Here is a 22811-nt window from a genome sequence, read left to right as displayed (position 1 = left end):
TTCCCGCCGCAAGCTGGGTGGACTCGGCTGGCAGCCAGGAAATCGCGAGCGACATAGTCCTGTAGCGCGAATAACGCCATAGGCGTTATCCGCGATGTCATGGATAGGCGGCGGATCAGGGCCTCGGTATGTGCAGGTCTGACATGCACGACGTGGTGCCTGCCCTGGCGGCTGGGCGAGTCCTTTGTTTCCTTCAGGACGCTTGCCAGAGGGACTCGCCCGGGGTGACGAAACGAGAAGCCGGGGCAGGCGCGAAAAACAGCCTGGCCAGCAAACATCAAGCCCATGAAAAAGCCCCGCCGAAGCGGGGCTTTTGTTCATCGCGCTGGACCTCAGTCCTCGCGATAGCGGCGCAGGCGCAGGGCCTTGCCGGCGACGCGGGTGTCCTTGAGCTTGGTCAGCAGGCGCTCGAGATTGGCCTCGGGCAGCTCGATCAGGCTGAAGGTATCGCGAATCTGGATGCGACCGATGTCCTCGCGGGACAGGCCGCCCTCGTTGAGGATCGCGCCCAGCAGGTTCTTCGCCGCAACCCCGTCGCGCGCGCCGAGGGCAGTGCGGCAGCGGGCACGGCCTTCGCTCGGCGGCGCCATCGGACGACGCTCGCCGCTGCGCTCCGGACGCTCGCCGCGTTCGCCACGGTCGGCACGCTCGCGCGGTGCCGATGGGGTCAGCGGCTGTTCGCGGCGCACCGACTCCAGGTCCAGCGCCTTGCCGGCGGTCAGGCGTGCCAGCAATGCGGCGGCCAGGGTCTCGGCATCGCAGCCGAGGCGACGGCACAGCTCGTCGCGCACCGCGCCGCGCTGCTCGACGGCGCTGTCGAGCAAGGGCGTCAGGCTCGCGGCCAGGCGCGCCAGGCGGGCCTCCAGCACGGTCTCGGCATCCGGCAGGCGGACTTCGCCGACCTTCTGCCCGGTGACCCGCTCGATCACCTGCAGCATGCGCCGCTCGCGCGGAGTCACCAGCAACAGCGCGCGCCCTTCCCGGCCGGCACGGCCGGTACGGCCGATGCGGTGCACGTAGGACTCGGGGTCGTACGGCATGTCGATGTTCAGCACGTGGGTGATGCGCGGTACGTCCAGGCCCCGGGCGGCAACGTCGGTGGCGATGACGATGTCCAGCGAACCGTCCTTCAGCGACTCGATGACCCGCTCGCGCTGGGCCTGCGGCATGTCGCCGTTGAGCGCGGCGGCGCGGTAGCCCTGGCGCTCGAGCAATTCGGCGTAGTCGAGGGTGGCCTGCTTGGTGCGGACGAAGGCGATCAGCGCGTCGAACTGCTCGACTTCCAGCAGACGCTGGATCGAACCGGCCTTCTGGTCGGCATGGACCATCAGGTGGACCTGCTCGATGCGCGCCACGGTCTGGGTCTTGGCGGCGATCTTGACGTGCTTGGGCTGCTTCAGGTGGCGCTCGGCGATGCCACGGATGGACGCCGGCAGGGTCGCCGAGAAGAGCACGGTCTGGCGCGATTCGGGAAGCGCCTCGAAGATCACTTCCAGGTCGTCCATGAAGCCGAGCTTGAGCATCTCGTCGGCTTCGTCGAGCACCAGGCGCTGGACGGTGGCCAGCAGCTTCTCGTCGCGGCGCAGGTGGTCGCACAGGCGGCCGGGGGTAGCGACGAGGATCTGTGCGCCCTGGCGCAGGGCCTTCAGCTGCGGCCCCATGGGCGCGCCGCCGTAGACGGCGACCACGCCGACGCCCGGCAATTGCTTGGAATAGGTTTCGCAGGCGGTGGCGACCTGCAGGGCCAGCTCGCGGGTCGGCACCAGCACCAGCATCTGCGGCTCGCGGCGGCTCGGGTCGATGCGCGACAGCAGCGGCAGGGCGAACGCGGCGGTCTTGCCGGTACCGGTCTGCGCCTGGCCGATCATGTCGTGGCCTTCGAGGATCAGCGGAATCGATTGAGCCTGGATAGGCGAAGGCTCTTCGTAGCCTACGGCGACGATTGCCGCGAGCACATTGGGGTGAATACCGAGCGCGGCGAAGCCGACGGTTTCCTGAGTCATGGGTTTGCCTCGTATACATCCGCAAAGACCCATGACCCATGGCTGCTCATGCCCTGTACGGCCGAAACGGCCACCCAGGCAGCTGGGGCGGGGATTTGCGAGATTGCTTTTGAATTAGAAGATTACGTAAAGGAAATCCGCAGAGCGGATACACAGCCAGAGCACAGCGCTCCGAAAAATGCAGGTCCTGAACGGGGTCAGTTTTGACCGGCGCGCATCATACCGGAATTTTGACGTTTGTGTGCGTTTTTTCCGACATGCGTCATCGGAGAGACTGACAATGGACATCCCGATTCCAGACGTCTATACCGACGTTGCCCGCCCCCCGCCAGGAAACCGCCGCATGAACGACACCCTCCCAGGACGCATCAGCCGCGAACGGCGCGGCCACCTGCTGCTGCTCGGCCTCGACCGCGTGGCCAAGCGCAACGCCTTCGACCTGCCGATGCTCGACGACCTGGTCGCCGCGCTCGGCGAATACGAGGCCGACGACCAGTTGCGCTGTGCCCTGCTCTTCGCCCACGGCGAGCATTTCACCGCCGGGCTGGACCTGGCCAATGTCGGCGAGACCTTCCGCCAGGGCTGGAAACTCCCCGAAGGCGCCGTCGATCCCTGGGGCACCTTCGGCGGCCGGCGTCCAAGCAAGCCGCTGGTGGTGGCCGTGCAAGGCTACTGCTACACCATCGGCATCGAACTGATGCTGGCGGCCGACATCAACCTCTGCGCCAGCAACGCGCGCTTCGCCCAGCTCGAAGTGCAGCGCGGAATCCTCCCGTTCGGTGGCGCGACACTGCGCATGCACCAGGTCGCCGGCTGGGGCAACGCCATGCGCTGGCTGCTCACCGGCGACGAATTCGACGCCCACGAAGCCTATCGTCTCGGCCTGGTGCAGGAAGTCACCGCCCCGGAGGACCTCCTCGACCACGCCATCGCCCTCGCCGAACGGGTCGCGGCCCAGGCGCCGCTGGGCGTGCGCGCCACCCTCGGCTCGGCGCGCCAGGCCCTGCTGGAAGGCGAAGCGGTCGCCGCCGCTGCGTTGCCGGAAGCCGCCAGGCGCCTGCTCGACAGCGAGGACGCCAAGGAAGGCCTGCGCGCTCTCCAGGAACGCCGCCCGGGACGCTTCGAAGGACGCTAGCCGGGCCCTTGTCCGCGCGCCCTGGCTACTGGGCCGGGCGCAGGCTGTCGATATAGCCCTGCAACGAATAGCCGAGTTGCGGCTCCAGCGCCGCGGCACGCGTCCGCAGGGCTTCCTGGTCGAGTTCGAGGGCCAGGTTCGCCGGCACCAGCATCACCACGTTGCCCTCGGCCACCGGACACTCCCAGTAATGATGGTGATAGCGCCCGCGCAGCAGCGGCGCGCCCAGCGGCTTGCCATCGGTGCCGCTCCACTGGTTGATCACCAGCCAGCCATCCTCGGCGAGGCGCTCCTGGCAGGCACCGAGGAAATTCCAGGCCAGGTGCGCGGCCGACGGGCCGGTATCGGTATAGAGGTCGAGGAAGATCAGGTCGGCCTCCGCGCATTCGCCCAGGCTCTCCAGTGCGTCGCCGATGCGCAATCGCAGGCGCGGGTCGTCGCGCAGCCCCAGATGCTCGCGGGCCAGGCGCGGTATCGCCGGGCGCAGCTCGATGGCCTCGGCCTCCTCCAGCGGCAGGTGGCGCAGGCAGGCCTGGGTCAGGCTGCCGGCGCCGAAACCGAGGAACAACGCGCGACGCGGTTGCGAATGGCAGAGCCCGCCGAGCAGCATGGCGCGGGTGTAGTCGTATTCCAGCCAGGCCGGATCGGGCATGAACACGCAGCTCTGCTCGACACCGTCGCCGAACTCGAGGAAGCGATAGTCGCCGGACTCGATGACCCGGATGACCCCGTATTCGTCGCGCTCCTCGACCAGCAGACGTTCTTCGCTCACCACTCACCTCCCCCCGCCGCTTCGCCGGCTATCGCCAGGCGCTCCGGCAAAAGCACCGCAGCATAGCAAAGCCGGCCCGACGATGGATTTCCGCTATTGCAACGATCGCTGGCGGCGCTGCGGCGAGCTGCTCTACCATGCCGCAATCCGCTTTCCCGAGCATTGCCAAGAGTCGTAGATGAGCCAGTCCTGGAGCCCCGAGAGCTGGAGGGCCAAGCCGATCCAGCAACAACCCGAGTACCCCGATGCCGCGCACCTGGCCAGGGTCGAGCAGACCCTCGCCGGATACCCGCCGCTGGTCTTCGCCGGCGAGGCTCGCGAGCTGCGCCGGCAGTTCGCCGAAGTCACCGCCGGACGCGCCTTCTTGCTCCAGGGCGGGGATTGCGCGGAAAGCTTCGCCGAATTTTCCGCGGCGAAGATCCGCGATACCTTCAAGGTACTGTTGCAGATGGCGGTGGTAATGACCTTCGCCGCCGGCTGCCCGGTAGTGAAGGTCGGGCGCATGGCCGGCCAGTTCGCCAAGCCGCGCTCCTCCGGCGACGAAACGCAGAACGGTGTGACCCTGCCCGCCTATCGCGGCGACATCGTCAACGGCATCGGCTTCGACGAGAAGAGCCGCGTGCCGGACCCGGAGCGCCTGTTGCAGGCCTACCACCAGTCCACCGCCAGCCTCAACCTGTTGCGCGCCTTCGCCCAGGGCGGCTTCGCCGACCTGCACCAGGTGCACCGCTGGAACCTCGATTTCATCGCCAACTCGGCGCTGGCCGAGCGCTACCAGCAACTCGCCGACCGCATCGACGAGACCCTCGCCTTCATGCGCGCCTGCGGCCTGGACAGCGCGCCGCAGCTCCGCGAAACCAGCTTCTTCACCGCCCACGAAGCGCTCCTGCTGAACTACGAGGAAGCCCTGACCCGCCGCGACAGCCTGACCGGCGAGTGGTACGACTGCTCGGCGCACATGCTCTGGATCGGCGACCGCACCCGCCAGCTCGACGGCGCTCATGTCGAGATGCTGCGCGGCGTGGGCAATCCGATCGGGGTCAAGGTCGGGCCGAGCATGGACAGCGAAGAGCTGATCCGCCTGATCGATATTCTCAACCCGGACAACGATCCGGGCCGCCTCAACCTGATCGTGCGGATGGGTGCCGACAAGGTCGGCGACCACCTGCCGCGCCTGATCCAGGCCATCCAGCGCGAGGGCCGCCAGGTGCTGTGGAGTTCCGATCCGATGCACGGCAATACCATCAAGGCCTCCAGCGGCTACAAGACCCGCGACTTCGCCCGCGTGCTCGCCGAAGTCCGCCAGTTCTTCGAAGTGCACCAGGCCGAAGGCAGCTACGCCGGCGGCATCCACATCGAGATGACCGGGCAGAACGTCACCGAGTGCATCGGCGGTTCGCGACCGATCACCGAAGACGGCCTCAGCGACCGCTACCACACCCACTGCGACCCGCGGCTGAACGCCGACCAGTCGCTGGAGCTGGCCTTCCTGATCGCCGAAACCCTGAAGCAGGTGCGCCGCTGAGCGCGCCGCGGCCGCTCCCGCCGCCCGGCGGGAGCGTTCGCTAGAGCAGCACCCCGCGCAAGCGTACCGCCAACTCCCCGCGCCCCTCGATCGCCACCGTCGCCAGGCCCAGCCAGGCGGCCATGCTGCGCAGCTGCTCGGCCAGCTCGTGCAGGGCGGCATCGTCCATGCCGTTCGCCTCGGCATGCAACGCATGCACCGCCAGGCGCTCGCGCGCCCGCTCGGCGCGGAGGTCGACGCGGCCGACCAGACGGCCGTTGTACAGGAATGGCAGCACGTAGTAGCCGTACACGCGTTTTTCCTTCGGCGTGTAGATCTCCAGGCGATAGCGGAAATCGAACAGGCGCTCGGCCCGCGCCCGCTCCCAGACCAACGAGTCGAAGGGCGAGAGCAAGGCACTGGCGCCTAGCCGCCGCGGCACCTGCGGTTCGCCGGGGCAGTAGGCCGGCTGGCTCCAGCCCTCGACCCGGACCGGCAGCAGCTCGCCAGCCTCCACCAGTTCGGCGAGGCGCGCGCGGCTCTGCGCCGGGCTCAGCCGATAGTAGTCGCGCAGGTCCTTTTCGGTGGCCACGCCCAGGGCGCTCGCCGCCATCCGCAACAGCTCGCGCTGGGCCTGTGCCTCCGAAAGCTCGGGGCGCGCCAGCAATTCCGCGGGAAACACCCGCTCCGGCAGGTCATAGAGCCGCTCGAAGCCGCGCCGTCCGGCCACCGTCAGCTCGCCGGCGGCGAACAGCCATTCCAGCGCATGCTTTTCCGCGCTCCAGTCCCACCAGGGACCGGCCCGCTCCTGCCGCGTGCTCAGGCTGCCGGCACCTAGCGCACCTTGCTCGCGCACCGCCTGCAACACCTGGCGGATCAGTGGCTGCTGTTCCCGGCCGAAACGTGCCAGTTGCTGGTAGATGCCCTGGCCGTCGGCGGCCTGGCGCATCCGCCAGCGCATCAACGGGTAGTGTTCCAGCGGCAGCAGCGAGGCCTCGTGCCCCCAGTATTCGAACAACTGGCGGTGACGGCCGACACTCCAGGCCGCCTCGTCGAGCAACGTCATGGAGTAGGGACCGAGACGGGAAAACAGCGGCAGGTAGTGCGAGCGCACCAGCGCATTCACCGAATCGATCTGCAACAGGCCAAGGCGCGCGAGCATTTCGCGCAGATGCCGCCGCTGCACGCTGCGGCGCGTCCGCCGGCCGTCGAAGCCCTGCGCGGCCAGGGCCAGGCGGCGGGCTTCGGCGAGGGAAAGCGAAAGACTCATGGAGCGCCCCAGTCGATGAAGGAGACTGCGAGTCTATCGCGCCTCCGCCGCCGTGCCAGCCTGGCGCGCCGCTGCGGTTCGCTCAATGCCGACGCAGCGGGTCGTCCCAGAAATGCCGCTCGCCCTCCTGGAAGATATCCGCCCGACTCAGGCCGAGGTCCTTCAGCGCTTCGTCGCTCATCCTCAGCAGTTCCCGGCGCTCGCGGGCCAACTGCAACCAGCGCCGCCAGCGACGCCACAACGACGGCGCAGCGGTCGAGGCGGGATGGGATGCAGCGTGGAAGTGACTGCCGAAATAATCCTGTTGACCTTTCATCGTCTTGCCCTCCGTTCGGGATAGGCACAGTGTCCCGCCAGGCATAGGATCAATCCAACGAATCATTCTTATGCAATGCATCTTGGAGATTGATGAATGAGCTACCAGCCCGGCATCGATACGGAATTGCTCCGCACCTTCGTCGCCATCGCCGAGCACGGTGGTTTCACCCGCGCCGCGGAGGCGGTGAATCGCACCCAGTCGGCGGTCAGCATGCAGATGAAGCGGCTCGAGGAGGACGTCCTGCAGCGCTCGCTGTTCGAGCGCGACGGAAGGCAGACCCGCCTCACCGCCGAAGGCCAGGTGCTGCTCGGCTATGCCCGGCGGATCCTCAAGCTGCACGGCGAGGTGTTCAACACCCTGCGCCGCCCGCACATGGTCGGTTCGGTGCGCATCGGCACCCCGGACGACTACGTGATGCGCTTCCTCCCGGCGATCCTGTCGCGCTTCGCCGAAGCCTATCCGCTGGTGCAGGTCGAGGTGCATTGCGACACCTCGCTCAACCTGCTGGCGCGCAACGACCTCGACCTGTCCATCGTCACCCGCGAGCCGGGCACCGAGATCGGCCAGTTGCTGCGCCAGGAGCCCTTCGTCTGGATGGCCGCCGAGGGCTTCTGCCCCCACGACCAGCGGCCGATCCCGCTGGCCATGTTCAACACCACCTGCTTTTGCCGGGCCTGGGCCTGCAACGCCCTGGAGGCGGCGGAACTGGACTACCGCATCGCCTACAGCAGCCCCAGCCTGTCGGCGCTGTTCGCGGTGGTCAGCGCCGGCCTCGCCGTGACCGTGCAACTGCGCAGCCTGCTCACCGGCAACCTGCGCATCCTCGACGAGAGCGAGGGCCTGCCCGCCCTGCCCTCGGCCAGCATCATGCTGATGCGCAACCCGCACAGCCAGTCACCGGTCACCGAGAAGCTCGCCGAATACATCGGCGAGGGCTTCCGTCTCTGACTCAACCGCGCACCAGCAGGAGCACCGCGCACAATGCGAGGAAGGCGCAGAAGGCCATGCGCAGGCTGCGCTCGGGCAAGGCGTGGGCCAGCCTCACGCCCCAGGAAATGCTCAGCAGGCCGCCCAGCGCCAGGGGGATCCCCATCCGCCAGTCGACATGGCCGTGCATGGCGTAGGTCCCCAGCGCCACCGCCGTGCTCGGCGCGGCCAGGGCCAGCGCGAGGCCCTGGGCGACGACCTGGGCGAGGCCGAACACCGAAGTCAGCACCGGTGTCGCCAGCACCCCGCCACCGACCCCGAAAAGCCCGCCGAGCGAGCCCGCGCCAAGGCCCAGCACGCCCATCCAGGGCAAACCGTAGCGCGGCGTCGCGCCGCCCTGCGGCGGGCGCCGGAACAGGCGCCAGAACATGTAGCCGGCCAGCGCCAGGAGGAAGATCACGAACGCTTCGCGCATCCGCGCCGCATCGATCCGCGCGGCCACGCTGGACGCCAGGAACGCGCAAAGCAGGCCGGTCAGGGCAAGGACTCCGGCCTGGCGCGGATCGATGCGGTTGCGCTGGTGGTAGCGCCACAACGCCAGCACCACGTTCGGTACCACCATCACCAGCGCGGTACCCTGCGCCAGTTGCTGGTCGAGACCGAAGATCACCCCCAGCGCCGGGATCGCCAGCAAGCCGCCGCCTATCCCGAACAGACCGCCCAGGCAACCGAGCACCATCCCCAGCAGGAAATCGAGAAATACATCCAGCATGTCAGCCCCTCTTTCGACGCCTCCATGCTAGGCAAGCGTGGCTGGATGGGAAACGCACAAGAAAGCACAATGGCTATGCCAATTACGCAAAGGCATGAGCATGTTGCCCGATACCCTCAGCGAACAGTTCGTTCTCTACCTCGATGTCCTCGATGGCGGCAGCTTCTCCGCCGCTGCGCGCAAGCACCCGCTCACCCCGTCCGCCGTGGCGCGCCGGATGGACGCCCTGGAACGCGCCGTCGGCAGCACTCTGCTGGTGCGCACCACCCATGCGGTGCGCGCTACTCCGGCCGGCCTGGCCTTCGCCGACCGCGCCCGGCGGATCGTCACCGAACTGCGCCTGGCCCGTGCCGAAGCGGTGTCCCTGAGCACCGCGCCGCAGGGCCTGATCCGTATCGATGCGCCGGTGCCCTTCGGCCGCCGCCACCTGGCCCCGGCGGTCGCCGACTTCCTCAAGGCCAACCCCGGCCTCGACGTGCAATTGCGCCTGATCGGCAGCTTCATCGACCTGCAGGGCGAACATCTCGGCGAGGTCGACCTGGTGTTGCGCGCCGGCCCGCTACCCGACAGCCGCCTGGTGGCCACCTCGCTGGCGCCGATGGTGCGGGTGGTCTGCGCCAGCCCGGAATACCTGCGCGAACACGGCGTTCCCGCATCCCCAGGCGAACTGCCGGAGCATGCCGGCATCGATTGGGACAACCTGTCGCCACCCTATGCCTGGCGCTTCCAGCACGACGGCAAGCTCCAGCACCTGCGGCCGAAACGGGCGCGGCTGGCCACCAATAACGCCGAAGCGATGGTCGACGCGGCGCTGGCCGGCCTCGGCATCGCCCACCTGCCGACCTGGTTGTGCAGCGAGTACCTGCTGCGCGGCGAACTGCAGGCGCTGTTCTGCGACGACGGCTTGCCCGCCGCCGAGCCCACCTGCATCTATGCCCTGCGCCTGGAACGCGAAGCCAGTTCGCGAACCCGTCTGCTGCTGGCTTTCCTCCGCGAGCGCTTCGGCTTTCCGCCGCCCTGGGACCAGGCCCTGCAGCAGCGTCTCGGCGAGCGCTGAGGACACCACCCGGCGGGAAACCTGGAAAGCCAATAGCCACTACGCTAAATTCATGCACAGTGCCCTACTTACTTGGAAGACAGCCATGTCCCGACTGCCCACCACCCCTTGCGAGCAGCTCAAGCTGGACAACCAGCTGTGCTTCGCCCTGTATTCCACCTCGCTGCAGATGACCAAGGTCTACAAGCCCCTGCTGCAAGCGCTCGGCCTCACCTATCCGCAGTACATCGCCATGCTGGTGCTGTGGGAACGCGACGGCCTGACCGTGGGCGAAATCAGCGCACGCATGCTTACCGACCCGGGATCGCTCACGCCTCTGCTCAAGCGCCTGGAGGGCGAAGGTCTGATTACCCGCACTCGCAGCAGCGAAGACGAGCGGGTAGTCCTGCTGCGCCTGACCGACAAGGGCCGCGCCCTGCAGCGACAGGCCGAGAGCATTCCCGCCTGCATCCTGGAGAGTACCGGCCTCGACTTGCCACAACTGGTCGCCCTAAAGGATGAGCTGCTGGCCCTGCGCGGCAACCTGCAAGCACCGGATTGAGGGGCTTATACCTACCTGTCTGGTTTTTATCGCCAAATCTTCCAACGAATTATCTTGCGCACAAAATAACATGACGATAAATTTCGCTTCACGCACTTACTTAGCGCGCAAGAACTTAACGTACAAATCAGACAGGTGACCCTCATGCAAACCATCAAGGCTCTCTACACCGCAACCGCAACCGCCACCGGAGGCCGTGACGGCCGTGCGGTATCCTCGGACGGCGTGCTCGACGTGAAACTCAGCACTCCGCGCGAACTGGGCGGCCAGGGCGGCGCGGCCACCAACCCGGAACAACTGTTCGCCGCCGGCTACTCCGCCTGCTTCATCGGAGCCCTGAAGTTCGTTGCCGGCCAGCGCAAGCAGACCCTTCCCGCCGACGCCTCGATAACCGGCAAGGTCGGCATCGGCCAGATTCCCGGCGGCTTCGGCCTGGAGGTCGAACTGCACATCAACCTGCCGGGCCTGGAGCGCGAAGCCGCCGAAGCGCTGGTAGCCGCCGCCCACCAGGTCTGCCCCTACTCCAACGCTACCCGCGGCAATATCGACGTACGCCTGAACGTGTCGGTCTGAAGCTTCCGACTCTCCGCGCCGCGGCGGCGGACAGCGGAAACGAAAAAGCCCGGCGAATGCCGGGCTTTTTCTCGTCGCACGAAAGGATCAGGCCTTGACGCGGGACTTGTACTCGCCGGTGCGGGTATCGATCTCGATCGAGTCGCCGATTTCGCAGAACGCGGAAACCTGCAGCTCGGCGCCGTTGTTCAGGCGCGCGGTCTTCATCACCTTGCCCGAGGTGTCGCCGCGGACGGCCGGCTCGGTGTAGGCGATCTGGCGAACGATGGTGGTCGGCAGCTCTACCGAGATCACCTTGTCGTTGTAGAACACGGCTTCGCAGATGTCGGTCATGCCGTCTTCGATGAAGGTCAGCACGCCTTCCAGATCGTCTTTCTCGATCTCGTACTGGTTGAACTCGCTGTCCATGAAGACGTACAGCGGGTCGGCGAAGTAGGAGTAGGTCACTTCCTTGCGATCGAGGATGATCGGCTCCAGCTTGTCGTCGGCCTTGAACACGGTCTCGGTACCGGCGCCGGTCAGCAGGTTCTTCAGCTTCATCTTGACGACGGCAGCGTTACGGCCGGACTTGTTGAACTCGGCCTTCTGGATGACCCAGGGAGCGCCATTGATGTTGGCAACCTGGCCGGCGCGGAACTCTTGAGCGGTTTTCATACGAATATCCGATGGATGAAAGACAAAAAATCAGGCCGCGTATCATAGCCAATCTGCGTAAAATTGCACCAGCCTTGCCGCAAGATCCGGACGCATGCCCTGTTCGTCGGCCCAGCGCTGCGCTTCCCGACGCCACTCGGGCAGTTGCCTCTCCAGCCCCTCCCAGGCCCCGGCAAGTCCACCGCCGGCGTTCCACGCCAGCCAGAAGGTGCGCAGGTTTTCCGCCAGGTCGGCGGGCAGGCCGGCGCAATAGAGTTCGAGGAATGCCTCGAGCTTCGCCAGGTGCGCCTCCTCTTCCTGTCTATAGATGTGCCAGAGCAGCGGCCGTCCCGCCCACTGCGCGCGAACGAAGGAATCCTCGCCGCGCACCGCGTTCAGGTCGCAGCACCACAACAGGCGATCGTAGTCGTCCTGCGCCATGAACGGCAGCACCTGGACCCGCAACGCGTCGCGCACGTGGACGTCCCCGACGGCCAGGGTAGCCACCCGCAGCCAATCGGCGACATCCGCCAGCACCCGCCCTTCCGGCACCAGCAGCAGGCTCGGCTGGCGGGCGTCGCGCAGTTGTTCCAGCCAGCCAGGCAGCGCCGGGTTTTCGTAGGCAAACAGCGAAATCAGTCGCTCGCCAACCTTCCGCCGCACGCCGAGAGAGGCGAGAAACTCATCCTGCTCCGAGACGGAGGCCTGGAAACGGCGCCGACGTTCCAGCAGGCCGGCCTCGCGCAACAGGCCGCCACTGGGCTCGCGGAACCCGGGAAAGAAGAAGTACTTGGAAAGCCCGCACGCCTGCAGCGACGGCAATGCGTGGCAACTGCCGATCCATTCCTCGGCACTCAGGTACTCCAGGTTCAGCCACAGGGACGGCCGCTTGCGCTCGCGCATGGCCTGCCGGTGCGCCTCCGGCAGTTCGCAGGCGAAGGCCTCTATCACCACATCGGCGGCCGCCACCGGTGCCCACGGTCGGCCCCAGGCACGCACTTCGACCCCATCCAGGCACTGCACGTGCGCCGCCGGGTCCGCCCGCGGACAGATCCGGGCGAAGGCCTGCGGCTCGTCCACCCACAGGCGCACGGCCTGACCGTGCTCGGCGGCCAGTTGGCGAGCCAGGCGCCAGGTGACGCCGATGTCGCCATAGTTGTCGACCACGCTACAGAAAATCTCCCAGCTCGCCATCCGCCTCTCCTCTTCGTGCCCGGCAGTCTACCAAGGCACCCCGCGGACTTTCCTCCGACGACCTAAGCCGATGAAAAAGTTAAAAAAATATTTGCCAAGCGGGAAATGTTCGAGTACATTGCGCGCCTCGACAGACACGGCGCTGTCGAGAACCTGGTGAGGTGTCCGAGTGGTTGAAGGAGCACGCCTGGAAAGTGTGTATACGGGAAACCGTATCGAGGGTTCGAATCCCTCCCTCACCGCCAGATCGCAAGAAGGCCCGGCTAATCAAGTTAGCCGGGCCTTTTTCATTTCCGCACCAATACTTACGGCATTTCCGGCAACATGCTGGCAACTTAGTTGTTACTTGCCACTCCCCGCCAAGTCGATAAGCGCCAGCCACTCCGGCGGAACATTCTCGACAACCCGGCAGCCCTCATCCCCCGCCTCTTGCAGCAACTCTAGCCAAGGTCCGGGAAATTGCTTACTTGCGCCGCACGCTGGATATTTTTTGAACAAACGACACTCCAACTACTGCTAAAGTCGGGGGGACTAAAAAAAAAGTTGCTCGGCTTGCGCTTGGTCAGTTTACTTACTACAAGTAATGGGTAGTATGTAGCCGGCTAATTTCCCCGGCTGGGGAGATTGCTGTTATGGAAATGTCCACCTTAAGGGGAACACGATGAACAACGTTCTGAAATTCTCTGCTCTGGCTCTGGCTGCTGTTCTGGCCACCGGTTGCAGCAGCCACTCCAAAGAAACCGAAGCTCGTCTGACCGCTACCGAAGACGCAGCTGCTCGTGCTCAGGCTCGCGCTGACGAAGCCTATCGCAAGGCTGACGAAGCTCTGGGCGCTGCTCAGAAAGCTCAGCAGACTGCTGACGAGGCTAACGAGCGTGCCCTGCGCATGCTGGAAAAAGCCAGCCGCAAGTAATAGGTCTCACGACCTGTTGAAAACCGGTCCCTCGGGGCCGGTTTTTTTATGCCTGCGTTTCGCCGGGCATGAAAAAACCCGCGTCCCTTGCGGGTACGCGGGCCTCTGCCTCGACGCTCTCCGTCAGGGCGTAAGCTGGGTAGGATCGCTATCCACCGTCGCGGTCATCGCCGGCGCCGATTCCTGGGCGATTTCCACCGGCACGCCATCCTCCGAGGCCACCACTTCGCGGACCACGTCCCAGTTCAACTGGATACGCTTGGCCAGGTCGTCGCGCTTGAGCAGGGTGTTGATCACCGCGGTGTGCTTGTCCACCACCGACGGGTCGCCATGGTCGTTCAGCGGCGTATGCGCCTCCAGGTAGACCTTGCCGTTGCTCACGCCGAACTTGTAGGGCTCGTTGATGATACGCACGCTGGTGCCGACGCTGATCATCGAGAACAGGTGGGTCACGTCGGCGTTGTACATGCGGAAGCAGCCATGGCTGGTGCGGGTGCCGATGCCGAACTTCTTGTTCGAACCATGGATCAGGTAGCCCGGCACGCCCAGGGTCAGCTTGTACGGCCCCAGCGGATTGTCCGGGCCCGGCGGCACCACGGTCGGCAGCGGATCGCCATCGGCGGCGTGCTCGGCGCGGATCGAGGCCGGCGGATACCAGGCCGGGTCCTTGGTCTTGGCGGTGATGCGGGTGTTCGCGATCGGCGAACCCCAGCCCTCGCGGCCGATGCCCAGCGGATAGGTGTGCACCACGTTCTGCCCTTTCGGGTAGTAGTACAGGCGGTATTCGGCCAGGTTGATCACCACGCCTTCGCGCGGGCCAGGCGGCAGCACGAAGCGGGTAGGGATGATCACCTCGGTGCCGACGCCCGGCAGCCAGGGATCGACACCGGGGTTGGCGGCGACCATTTCACTGTAGCCCAGGTTGTACTGCTCGCCGAGGTCGGCGAAAGTGTCCTCGTACTTGGCCTTGATCACCTGGACCTGGCCGACGACGTCCTCGCCCGGAGGCGGGAGCTGCAGTTCCAGGGCCGATGCGGAGCCGGCCGAAAGCAGCGCGGCGAAAGACAGTGAGACAACGGGTACGCGCGACAACATTCCGGAGAATCCTTGGCGAGTGCGATGAAGGAGTAGGAAAGACAGTGTAACACCCCGCCAGGTTTCACCGGGAGGGCTCAGACCAACCAGGACAGGCGCTCCCCGCGCTTTTCCGCCTCCAGTTGTTTCCGGCAATCGGGACACAGCAGCCGGTCGCGCAGACGCGCCCGTTCCAGCTGCTGCCAGCGCGGCTGGGCCGGCAGCAGCTTGCCGCAAAGCGTGCGGTCCGCCGGGGTATCCAGCTCCAGCTGACGCGCCACCACATGCACCCGGACCTCGCGACAGGCGAACAGGTCCAGCTGATCGTCGGGCTCGATCAGTTGATAGGCGTAGAGGGTCCAGGCGGGACGCGGCATGGGGGGCTCCTGAGGGGTGCGCAACCTTAGCCGAAAGCGGTTTCCCGGGGAAGTCTCAAAGCAGCGGTTTCAGCGTCGGCCAGACATTTTCCAGGAGCCTCGGCTGGGCGGCGAGCGCCGGATGGATGCCATCCGCCTGCATCATCCCCTGGACCCCGCCGACCCCTTCGAGGAAAAACGGCACCAGGGCGGTCTTTTCCTGCGCCGCGACCGCGCCGTAGACCCTGGAAAAGGCCTCGATGTAGCGCGGGCCGTAGTTCGGTGGCAACTGGATACCCAGCAGCAGCACCTTCGCTCCTTCCGCCCGGGCCTTTTGCGCCATGCTGGCAAGATTCTGTTGCAATTGCGCCGGTGCCATTCCGCGCAGCCCGTCGTTGCCTCCCAGCTCGATCACCACCAGCGCCGGCTTCTCCTCGGCAAGCAGCGCCGGCAGGCGCGCCAGGCCGCCCGCGGAGGTGTCGCCGCTGATCGAGGCGTTCACCACCCGGTAGTCGTAACCTTCGTCGGCGAGGCGCTTCTGCAACAGGGCGACCCAGCCCTGGCTGGTATCCAGTCCCAAAGCGGCGCTGATACTATCGCCCACGACCAACAGCGTCTGCGCCGCGGCCTGCTGGGTCAGCAGGACCAGGGCCAGGCAGCCGCTCAACAGCAATGCACGCATCGGAACCTCCATGAGCGCCAGCATTCTCAACGCGCAGAACCTTAGCAAGGTTGTCGGTAGCGCGGAAGGCAAGTTGACCATCCTCCACGACCTCTCCCTCGACCTCGCCCGCGGCGACAGCCTGGCGATCGTCGGCAGCTCCGGCTCCGGCAAGTCGACCCTGCTCGGCCTGCTCGCCGGGCTCGACCAGCCCAGCGGCGGCGAGGTCCGTCTCGCCGGGCACGCCCTCGGCGACCTCGACGAGGACCAGCGGGCGCGCGTCCGCGCGGCCCATGTAGGCTTCGTGTTCCAGTCGTTCCAGTTGCTCGACAGCCTCGATGCGCTGGAGAACGTGATGCTGCCCCTGGAGCTGGAAGGCCGCGCCGACGCTCGCCAGCGCGCCAGAGAACTGCTCGAGCGAGTCGGCCTCGGCCAACGCCTGGGCCACTATCCGCGCCAGCTCTCCGGCGGCGAGCAGCAACGGGTCGCCATTGCCCGTGCCTTCGCGGCGGAGCCGGACGTGCTGTTCGCCGACGAACCCACCGGCAACCTCGACAGCGCCACCGGCGAGCGGATCAGCGACCTGCTCTTCGAACTCAACCGCGAACGCGGTACCACCCTGGTCCTGGTTACCCACGACGAGCGTCTGGCGCATCGCTGCCGGCGCCTGATCCGTCTGGAAAGCGGTCGCCTGATCGACCGGGTCGAACCCTGATGAAGCCGGTGCCCCTCTCCCGCCTGCTGAGCCTCGCCGGTCGCCAATTGTTCCGCGAGTCGCGCAGCGGCGAGCTGCGCGTGCTGTTCTTCGCCCTGCTGATCGCGGTCGCCTCGAGCACCGCCATCGGCTATTTCAGCGCCCGCCTGAACGGCGCCATGCTCGCCCGCGCCGCCGAGTTCCTCGGCGCCGATCTGGTGCTCAACGGTACCCAGCCGGCAAGCGCCGAACAGATCGAACGCGGCACCCGTCTGGGCCTGCGCCACGCCGACAGCGTCGAGTTTTCCAGCGTGATCGCCACCGACCAGGGCATCCAGCTCAGCAGCATCAAGGCGGTCGGCGACCGCTACCCCCTGCGCGGCCAGCTCAAGAGCGCTGCCGCGCCGTTCGCCGCCGAGCAGGCCGGCGGTCGTCCGCAGGCGGGCGAGGTATGGGTCGAATCGCGCTTGCTGGTCAGCCTCGACCTGAAGGTCGGCGACAGCATCGAGATCGGCCGCAAGCCGCTGCGCATCGCGCGCATCCTTACCTACGAGCCGGACCGCGCCGGCGACTTCTACAGCCTGACGCCCCGCGCCATGATGAGCCTGGCCGACCTCGATGCCACCGGGGTGGTCCAGCCGGGCAGCCGGGTGCGTTACCGCGATCTGTGGGAAGGCCCGCCGGAAGCCCTCCAGGCCTATCGCCAGCAGGTCAAGGGCAGCCTCGCCGCCAACCAGCGCCTGCAGGATGCCCGCGACGGCAACCGCCAGGTGGGCGATGCCCTCGGCCGTGCCGAGCGCTACCTGAACCTGGCCAGCCTGGCCGCGGTGCTGCTCGCCGGCGTCGCCGTGGCGCTGTCCGCCGCCCGTTTCGCTGCACGGCGCTACGACGCCAGCGCGCTGCTGCGCTGCCTCGGTCTGTCGCGCAGCGAAACCCTGCTCCTCTACGCGCTGCAACTGTTGCTGCTGGGCCTGCTCGCCAGCGCCATCGGCGCCCTGCTCGGCTGGTTGGCGCAGCTCGGCCTGTTCCGCCTGCTCGCCACGCTGCTGCCGCCGGACGTACCAGCCGGCGGCCTGTTCCCCGCCTTCGCCGGGATCGCCACCGGCCTGGTAGCGCTGGCCGGCTTCGCCCTGCCGCCGCTGGCAGCCCTGGGCCGGGTACCGCCGTTGCGGGTCCTGCGCAGCGACCTGCTGCCGGTGCCGATGCGCACCTGGATGGCCTACGCCTGCGCCCTGCTCGCCCTGGGCCTGATCATGTGGCGGTTGAGTCTCGACCTGAAGCTGACCCTCGCCCTGCTCGGCGGCGGCCTGGTCGCCACGCTGGTGCTCGGCGCTCTCCTGCTGCTCGGCCTGAACGGCCTGCGCCGGGCACTGGCGCGTGCCAGCCTGCCATGGCGGCTGGGACTCGGCCAGTTGTTGCGGCACCCACTGGCCGCCGCCGGACAGAGCCTGGCCTTCGGCCTGATCCTGCTGGCCATGGCCCTGATCGCCCTGCTTCGCGGCGAACTGCTGGATACCTGGCAGGCCCAGTTGCCGCCGGACGCCCCCAACCATTTCGCCCTGAACATCCTGCCGACGGAAAAGGACGCCTTCGAACGTCGCGTGCAAAAGCTCTCCCCCGGCGCCGAGCCGCTGTTCCCCATGGTTCCCGGGCGCCTGGTAGCGGTGAACGGCAAGCCGGTCCAGGCGCTCGACGAAGACGTGCGCAGCGAGCGTGCCCTGCAGCGCGACCTCGGCCTGACCTGGTCGGAGCGACTGCCCTCCGGCAACCAGCTCACCGCCGGACGCTGGTGGAGCGCGCCGCAGCCGGGGGCCCTGCCGGGCGTGTCGGTGGAAGAGAAGCTGGCCGCCAACCTGCGCATCCAGGTCGGCGACCGGCTCACCTTCAGCGTCGCCGGGCAGAATCGCGAGGTCCAGGTCCAGAGCCTGCGCAAGGTGAAGTGGGACAATTTCCAGCCGAACTTCTTCATGGTCTTCCAGCCCGGCACCCTGACCGACCTGCCGGTGACCTACCTGACCAGCTTCTACCTGCCGGCCAGCCAGGAACGCGACCTGGTCGAACTGGCCCGCGCCTTCCCCACCGTCACCCTGCTGCCGGTAGACGCCCTGCTGAGCCAGCTGCGGAGCATCCTCGACCAGGTCACCCTGGCCGTGGAGTACGTGCTGGTGTTCGTTCTCGCGGCGGGTTTCGTGGTGCTCTTCGCCGGTCTCCAGGCGACCCTCGACGAGCGCGTGCGCCAGGGTGCCCTGCTGCGCGCGCTGGGTGCCGAGCGCGAGTTGCTGCAACGTACCCGGCGGGTGGAGTTCGCCCTGCTCGGCGCAGTCAGCGGCCTGCTCGCGGCGCTCGGCTGCGAGGCGGTCAGCCTGCTGCTCTACCGACTGGTCTTCGACCTGCCGTGGCAAGCGCATCCCTGGTTGCTCGCACTGCCTCTGGTGGGCGCCGTGCTGGTAGGCGGCGCCGGCCTGCTAGGCACCCGTCGCGCCCTCAACAGCAGCCCGCTGCGGGTCCTGCGCGAGGGCTGATCGGATACACTGGCAGGCTTTAATCCGTTCATTTGTGGAACCACCCGAACCATGAGTCGCTATCGTCCACCGCGCACCGCCGGCACCCCGCTGATCACTCCGGAGGGCGCCGCGCGGTTACGCGCAGAGCTGCATGAACTCTGGCACGTGCGCCGTCCCCAGGTGACCCAGGCGGTCAGCGAAGCCGCCGCCCTCGGCGATCGCTCGGAAAACGCCGAATACATCTACGGCAAGAAGATGCTGCGCGAGATCGACAGCCGCGTGCGCTTCCTGCGCAAGCGCCTGGAGAACCTGAAAGTGGTCGGCGAGCGGCCGGCGGATCCGAACCGGGTGTACTTCGGCGCCTGGGTGACCCTGGAAGACGAAGACGGCGAGCAGGCCCGCTATCGCATCGTCGGCCCCGACGAACTGGACCTGCGCAACAACCAGATCAGCATCGACTCGCCGCTCGCCCGCGCACTGGTCGGCAAGGAGCTTGACGCCGAGGTGCTGGTGCGCACCCCGGCCGGGGAAAAGCTCTGGTTCGTCGTCGAGATCGAGTATCCGCCGGCGCCCTGAGGGGTCACGCGCTCAGCGCAGGATACGGCGGGTGATCAGGCCCTGGCGGGCGACCCGGATCAGTTGCCGGACCACCAGGTCCAGCTCTTCCGCCTCGGGGGCCTGGACCACGGCGAAGTCGAACGCGTCGCTGGGGAAGCGCGCTAGGTCCTTGCCGTCCTGGGCGAACTGGATAAGGAAGGTACGCGAACCGTTCCAGCGCTTCGGCCAGCCTTCGAGGTAACGGACGAGGGTCGGCTGGTGTGGGCCGCTGAGGAGAATCCTCGGGTTCCGCCGGACCAGGCCGGTGGTGATGGGTGCCAGGCGCAATTGCGTGCTGGGACAGGTCATGACGTCATGTCTCCGCCTCTTCGGTCCCGCTGGACAGCGGTGAGAGGCAACACCGAGCCAGCGCTTTAGCGGTATTTCGGCTGCTGCCGGGCGCCCCGCAAGTTGCTGTTTAAATCGGCGCACGCGCATCCTAGAAAAGCCGCATGGAGACTGTCAAGAAACACGCGGAGGCGCCCATGCCCGATCGCTCTCTTCGCCTGTTCTTCGCCCTGCCCTGTCCACCTCCCCTCGCCGAGCGGGTCGGCCGGTGGCGCGATGGCCGGCCACTGCCCGGACGCCAGGTGGCGACGGCGAACCTGCACCTGACCCTGGCCTTCCTCGGGCAGGTCCCGTCCGCTCGGCTCGAGGCCCTGCTGGACATGGCCGCGGCCATCGAGGCCGCGCCCTTCGACCTGTGTCTCGACCGCCTGCTGCGCTGGAGGAACGGCATCCTGCTGCTGGCACCCAGCCAACCGCCCGGCGCCCTCCTGCGCCTGCGCCGTGCCCTGCGCTCCGGCCTTGCCGAACTGGAGCTGCCCGTGGAAACCCGCCCATTCAGCGCCCATCTGACCCTGGCTCGCGATGCCGCGCCGCTGGAGGACGCCCCGCTACCCCCAACCTTCGTATGGCAGGTCGACCATTTCAGCCTGTTTTGCTCGCAAAACGACGCCGCGGGCGTGCGCTACCGCACACTCGGTCGCTGGGCGTTGTGCGGGGAAGATTCAAACGAGCGTTTCGCGCCGTAACAACCCGCCTCTTCCGCTCTGCCACGCAGGTTATGACCGGCCGCCAGGAAGCCGCGGATTTCCTGGCCTGGAGGAAAAAAGCCGAAGCTGGCACGGTTCCTGCGCAAGGGACAGCGAAGCGGTTCTCCCGGAAGGATTCGGGCGATGGCTGGCAGGACGCGCCCCTCGGCCCCATCAACCTGAGATGAGAACAACATGAAGAAGAAGTCTCTGCTCCCCCTCGGCCTGGCCATCGGCCTCGCCTCTCTCGCTGCCAGCCCGCTGATCCAGGCCAGCACCTACACCCAGACCAAATACCCCATCGTGCTGGCCCACGGCATGCTCGGCTTCGACAACATCCTCGGGGTCGACTACTGGTTCGGCATTCCCAGCGCCTTGCGCCGTGACGGTGCCCAGGTCTACGTCACCGAAGTCAGCCAGTTGGACACCTCGGAAGTCCGCGGCGAGCAGTTGCTGCAACAGGTGGAGGAAATCGTCGCCCTCAGCGGCCAGCCCAAGGTCAACCTGATCGGCCACAGCCACGGCGGGCCGACCATCCGCTACGTCGCCGCCGTACGTCCCGACCTGATCGCTTCCGCCACCAGCGTCGGCGCCCCGCACAAGGGTTCGGACACCGCCGACTTCCTGCGCCAGATCCCACCGGGTTCGGCCGGCGAGGCAGTCCTCTCCGGGCTGGTCAACAGCCTCGGCGCGCTGATCAGCTTCCTTTCCAGCGGCAGCACCGGTACGCAGAATTCACTGGGCTCGCTGGAGTCGCTGAACAGCGAGGGGGCCGCGCGCTTCAACGCCAAGTACCCGCAGGGCATCCCCACCTCGGCCTGCGGCGAAGGCGCCTACAAGGTCAACGGCGTGAGCTATTACTCCTGGAGCGGTTCCTCGCCGCTGACCAACTTCCTCGATCCGAGCGACGCCTTCCTCGGCGCCTCGTCGCTGACCTTCAAGAACGGCACCGCCAACGACGGCCTGGTCGGCACCTGCAGTTCACACCTGGGCATGGTGATCCGCGACAACTACCGGATGAACCACCTGGACGAGGTGAACCAGGTCTTCGGCCTCACCAGCCTGTTCGAGACCAGCCCGGTCAGCGTCTACCGCCAGCACGCCAACCGCCTGAAGAACGCCAGCCTGTAGGACCCCGGCCGGGGCCTCGGCCCCGGCCCTTTCCCGGAAGCCCCCTCGCGTGAAGAAAATCCTCCTGCTGATTCCACTGGCGTTCGCCGCCAGCCTGGCCTGGTTCGTCTGGCTGGAACCTTCCCCCGCCCCCGAGACGGCGCCCCCGGCCAGCCCGCAGGCGGGCGCAGACCGCGCCCCGCCAGCAGCCTCCGCGGGAGAAGCGGTGCCGGCCCCCCAGGTCATGCCGGCCAAGGTCGCGCCGCTGCCAACCTCCTTCAGGGGCACCAGCGTCGATGGCAGTTTCAGTGTCGACGCCAGCGGCAACCTGCTGATCACCCGCGACATCCGCAACCTGTTCGACTACTTCCTCAGCGCCGTCGGCGAAGAGCCCCTGCAGCAAAGCCTGGACCGCCTGCGCGCCTACATCGCCGCCGAACTCCAGGAGCCGGCGCGCGGCCAGGCGTTGGCGCTGATGCAGCAATACATCGACTACAAGAAGGAACTGGTGCTGCTCGAACGCGACCTGCCGCGCCTGGCCGACCTCGACGCCCTGCGCCAGCGGGAAGCCGCGGTGAAAGCCCTGCGCGCGCGGATCTTCAGCAACGAAGCGCACGTGGCGTTCTTCGCCGACGAGGAAACCTACAACCAGTTCACCCTGGAGCGCCTGGCGATCCGCCAGGACGGCAAGCTCAGCGCCGAGGAAAAGGCCGCCGCCATCGACCGCCTGCGCGCCAGCCTGCCGGAAGACCAGCAGGAAAGCGTGCTGCCGCAACTGCAAAGCGAACTGCAGCAGCAGACCGCCGCCCTCCAGGCCGCTGGCGCCGGCCCGGAAGCCATCCGCCAGATGCGTCAGCAACTGGTGGGCGCCGAAGCCACCACCCGCCTGGAGCAACTCGATCGGCAACGCTCGGCCTGGAAGGGCCGGCTGGACGACTATTTCGCCGAGAAGAGCCGGATCGAAGGCAATGCCGGGCTGAGCGAAGCCGACCGCCGCGCGGCGGTCGAACGCCTGGCCGAGGAGCGCTTCAGCGAACAGGAACGCTTGCGCCTGGGCGCGCTGGAACAGATGCGCCAGGCCGAGCAGCGCTGACCGGCACGGAAACGCCGAGAACGCGGCGAAGGGCGCTTCGGCGGATAACGCTACCCTCAGGGGTGCAGCCCTGGC

General features: G+C 67.2%; 24 protein-coding genes and 1 tRNA gene. 14 read left to right on the top strand and 11 right to left on the bottom strand.

The features are described from left to right. Positions 1–332: 332 nt before the first annotated feature. Positions 333–2003: a DEAD/DEAH box helicase gene (locus AC1RB9_RS10820; RefSeq protein ID WP_003114758.1), complete on the bottom strand. Its 1671-nt coding sequence runs from the start codon at positions 2001–2003 to the stop codon at positions 333–335. Positions 2004–2346: 343 nt separating this feature from the next. Here AC1RB9_RS10820 and AC1RB9_RS10815 point away from each other — a divergent pair, with 343 nt between their 5' ends. Continuing rightward, complete coding sequence (locus tag AC1RB9_RS10815) at positions 2347–3138, top strand: crotonase/enoyl-CoA hydratase family protein (protein WP_003104155.1); 792 nt, start codon at positions 2347–2349, stop codon at positions 3136–3138. 25 nt (positions 3139–3163) lie between these two features. Here the strand turns inward: AC1RB9_RS10815 and AC1RB9_RS10810 are convergent, their stop codons facing one another. Next, a complete protein-coding gene (locus tag AC1RB9_RS10810; RefSeq protein ID WP_003119872.1) occupies positions 3164–3913 on the bottom strand; it encodes a spermidine synthase in 750 nt (249 codons plus the stop codon). Positions 3914–4088: 175 nt separating this feature from the next. Between AC1RB9_RS10810 and AC1RB9_RS10805 the strand changes: the two genes are divergently transcribed. Continuing rightward, complete coding sequence (locus AC1RB9_RS10805; protein ID WP_003117352.1) at positions 4089–5435, top strand: class II 3-deoxy-7-phosphoheptulonate synthase; 1347 nt, start codon at positions 4089–4091, stop codon at positions 5433–5435. Between the two features lie 40 nt (positions 5436–5475). On the opposite strand, the gene AC1RB9_RS10800 is transcribed toward AC1RB9_RS10805, so the two are convergent. Both AC1RB9_RS10800 and AC1RB9_RS10795 read right to left on the bottom strand, forming a co-directional pair. Beyond that, positions 5476–6684, bottom strand: a complete 1209-nt coding sequence (locus AC1RB9_RS10800; protein ID WP_003110986.1) for a winged helix-turn-helix domain-containing protein — start codon at positions 6682–6684, stop codon at positions 5476–5478. Positions 6685–6766: 82 nt separating this feature from the next. Continuing rightward, entirely contained in the window at positions 6767–7000 is a 234-nt protein-coding gene (locus AC1RB9_RS10795) for a DUF1127 domain-containing protein (RefSeq protein WP_003104163.1), read from the bottom strand. Positions 7001–7096: 96 nt separating this feature from the next. Here AC1RB9_RS10795 and AC1RB9_RS10790 point away from each other — a divergent pair, with 96 nt between their 5' ends. Then, positions 7097–7951 carry a LysR substrate-binding domain-containing protein gene (locus AC1RB9_RS10790; RefSeq protein ID WP_003090936.1) on the top strand — a complete coding sequence of 285 codons (855 nt, stop codon included), beginning with the start codon at positions 7097–7099 and terminating at the stop codon, positions 7949–7951. Between the two features lies 1 nt (position 7952). Here AC1RB9_RS10790 and AC1RB9_RS10785 read toward each other — a convergent pair whose 3' ends face one another. Beyond that, positions 7953–8702: a sulfite exporter TauE/SafE family protein gene (locus tag AC1RB9_RS10785; protein WP_003114755.1), complete on the bottom strand. Its 750-nt coding sequence runs from the start codon at positions 8700–8702 to the stop codon at positions 7953–7955. Positions 8703–8802: 100 nt separating this feature from the next. Between AC1RB9_RS10785 and AC1RB9_RS10780 the strand changes: the two genes are divergently transcribed. The 3 genes from AC1RB9_RS10780 (at position 8803) to ohrR (AC1RB9_RS10770) (ending at position 10873) form a co-directional block, all read left to right on the top strand. Continuing rightward, positions 8803–9759: a LysR family transcriptional regulator gene (locus AC1RB9_RS10780; protein ID WP_003104167.1), complete on the top strand. Its 957-nt coding sequence runs from the start codon at positions 8803–8805 to the stop codon at positions 9757–9759. A gap of 85 nt (positions 9760–9844) precedes the next feature. Further along, entirely contained in the window at positions 9845–10300 is a 456-nt protein-coding gene (gene ohrR / locus AC1RB9_RS10775; RefSeq protein ID WP_003090940.1) for a hydroperoxide stress response transcriptional regulator OhrR, read from the top strand. 144 nt (positions 10301–10444) lie between these two features. After that, on the top strand, positions 10445–10873 hold the full coding sequence (gene ohrR, locus AC1RB9_RS10770; protein ID WP_003104171.1) for an organic hydroperoxide resistance protein OhrR: 429 nt from the start codon (positions 10445–10447) through the stop codon (positions 10871–10873). Positions 10874–10960: 87 nt separating this feature from the next. On the opposite strand, the gene efp is transcribed toward ohrR (AC1RB9_RS10770), so the two are convergent. Together efp and earP are read right to left on the bottom strand one after the other, a co-directional pair. Then, positions 10961–11527, bottom strand: a complete 567-nt coding sequence (gene efp / locus AC1RB9_RS10765) for an elongation factor P (protein ID WP_003090942.1) — start codon at positions 11525–11527, stop codon at positions 10961–10963. 42 nt (positions 11528–11569) lie between these two features. Next, positions 11570–12700 carry an elongation factor P maturation arginine rhamnosyltransferase EarP gene (gene earP, locus AC1RB9_RS10760; protein WP_003452377.1) on the bottom strand — a complete coding sequence of 377 codons (1131 nt, stop codon included), beginning with the start codon at positions 12698–12700 and terminating at the stop codon, positions 11570–11572. Between the two features lie 155 nt (positions 12701–12855). On the opposite strand from earP, the gene AC1RB9_RS10755 reads away from it, so the two are divergent. After that, a tRNA-Ser gene (locus AC1RB9_RS10755) sits at positions 12856–12945 on the top strand. A 416-nt stretch (positions 12946–13361) separates the two neighbouring features. Further along, a complete protein-coding gene (gene oprI, locus AC1RB9_RS10750) occupies positions 13362–13613 on the top strand; it encodes an outer membrane lipoprotei OprI (protein WP_003090944.1) in 252 nt (83 codons plus the stop codon). A 123-nt stretch (positions 13614–13736) separates the two neighbouring features. Here oprI and AC1RB9_RS10745 read toward each other — a convergent pair whose 3' ends face one another. The 3 genes from AC1RB9_RS10745 to tesA form a co-directional block, all read right to left on the bottom strand. After that, entirely contained in the window at positions 13737–14708 is a 972-nt protein-coding gene (locus AC1RB9_RS10745; RefSeq protein WP_003090946.1) for a L,D-transpeptidase family protein, read from the bottom strand. A 77-nt stretch (positions 14709–14785) separates the two neighbouring features. Then, positions 14786–15064 carry a hypothetical protein gene (locus tag AC1RB9_RS10740; RefSeq protein WP_003452378.1) on the bottom strand — a complete coding sequence of 93 codons (279 nt, stop codon included), beginning with the start codon at positions 15062–15064 and terminating at the stop codon, positions 14786–14788. 55 nt (positions 15065–15119) lie between these two features. Further along, positions 15120–15725, bottom strand: coding sequence for an esterase TesA (gene tesA / locus AC1RB9_RS10735; RefSeq protein ID WP_003114753.1), 606 nt, complete (start codon positions 15723–15725; stop codon positions 15120–15122). A gap of 10 nt (positions 15726–15735) precedes the next feature. Between tesA and AC1RB9_RS10730 the strand changes: the two genes are divergently transcribed. From AC1RB9_RS10730 to greB, 3 genes are read left to right on the top strand one after another with little or no spacing between them, the layout of a single operon-like run. Continuing rightward, the gene (locus AC1RB9_RS10730) at positions 15736–16419 is read left to right on the top strand and encodes an ABC transporter ATP-binding protein (protein ID WP_003090949.1); all 684 of its coding nucleotides are present in this window, start codon (positions 15736–15738) and stop codon (positions 16417–16419) included. Between the two features lie 8 nt (positions 16420–16427). Continuing rightward, positions 16428–18920 carry an ABC transporter permease gene (locus tag AC1RB9_RS10725; protein ID WP_078465430.1) on the top strand — a complete coding sequence of 831 codons (2493 nt, stop codon included), beginning with the start codon at positions 16428–16430 and terminating at the stop codon, positions 18918–18920. Between the two features lie 51 nt (positions 18921–18971). Further along, positions 18972–19478: a transcription elongation factor GreB gene (gene greB / locus AC1RB9_RS10720; RefSeq protein ID WP_003090951.1), complete on the top strand. Its 507-nt coding sequence runs from the start codon at positions 18972–18974 to the stop codon at positions 19476–19478. Between the two features lie 12 nt (positions 19479–19490). Here greB and AC1RB9_RS10715 read toward each other — a convergent pair whose 3' ends face one another. Next, positions 19491–19808, bottom strand: coding sequence for a hypothetical protein (locus AC1RB9_RS10715; RefSeq protein WP_003452382.1), 318 nt, complete (start codon positions 19806–19808; stop codon positions 19491–19493). A gap of 176 nt (positions 19809–19984) precedes the next feature. Here AC1RB9_RS10715 and thpR point away from each other — a divergent pair, with 176 nt between their 5' ends. From thpR to AC1RB9_RS10700, 3 genes are all read left to right on the top strand, one after another. Then, positions 19985–20533, top strand: a complete 549-nt coding sequence (thpR, locus tag AC1RB9_RS10710) for an RNA 2',3'-cyclic phosphodiesterase (protein WP_023116983.1) — start codon at positions 19985–19987, stop codon at positions 20531–20533. A gap of 195 nt (positions 20534–20728) precedes the next feature. Further along, positions 20729–21664: a triacylglycerol lipase gene (gene lipA, locus AC1RB9_RS10705; RefSeq protein WP_003090955.1), complete on the top strand. Its 936-nt coding sequence runs from the start codon at positions 20729–20731 to the stop codon at positions 21662–21664. A 49-nt stretch (positions 21665–21713) separates the two neighbouring features. Then, entirely contained in the window at positions 21714–22736 is a 1023-nt protein-coding gene (locus AC1RB9_RS10700; RefSeq protein ID WP_003452388.1) for a lipase secretion chaperone, read from the top strand. The last annotated feature ends 75 nt before the right edge of the window (positions 22737–22811 follow it).

It is taken from the genome of Pseudomonas sp. 20-5, from assembly GCF_056782835.1.
Note: the sequence above shows the minus strand (reverse complement) of the source record. Positions and strands in the feature narration are given on the sequence as shown.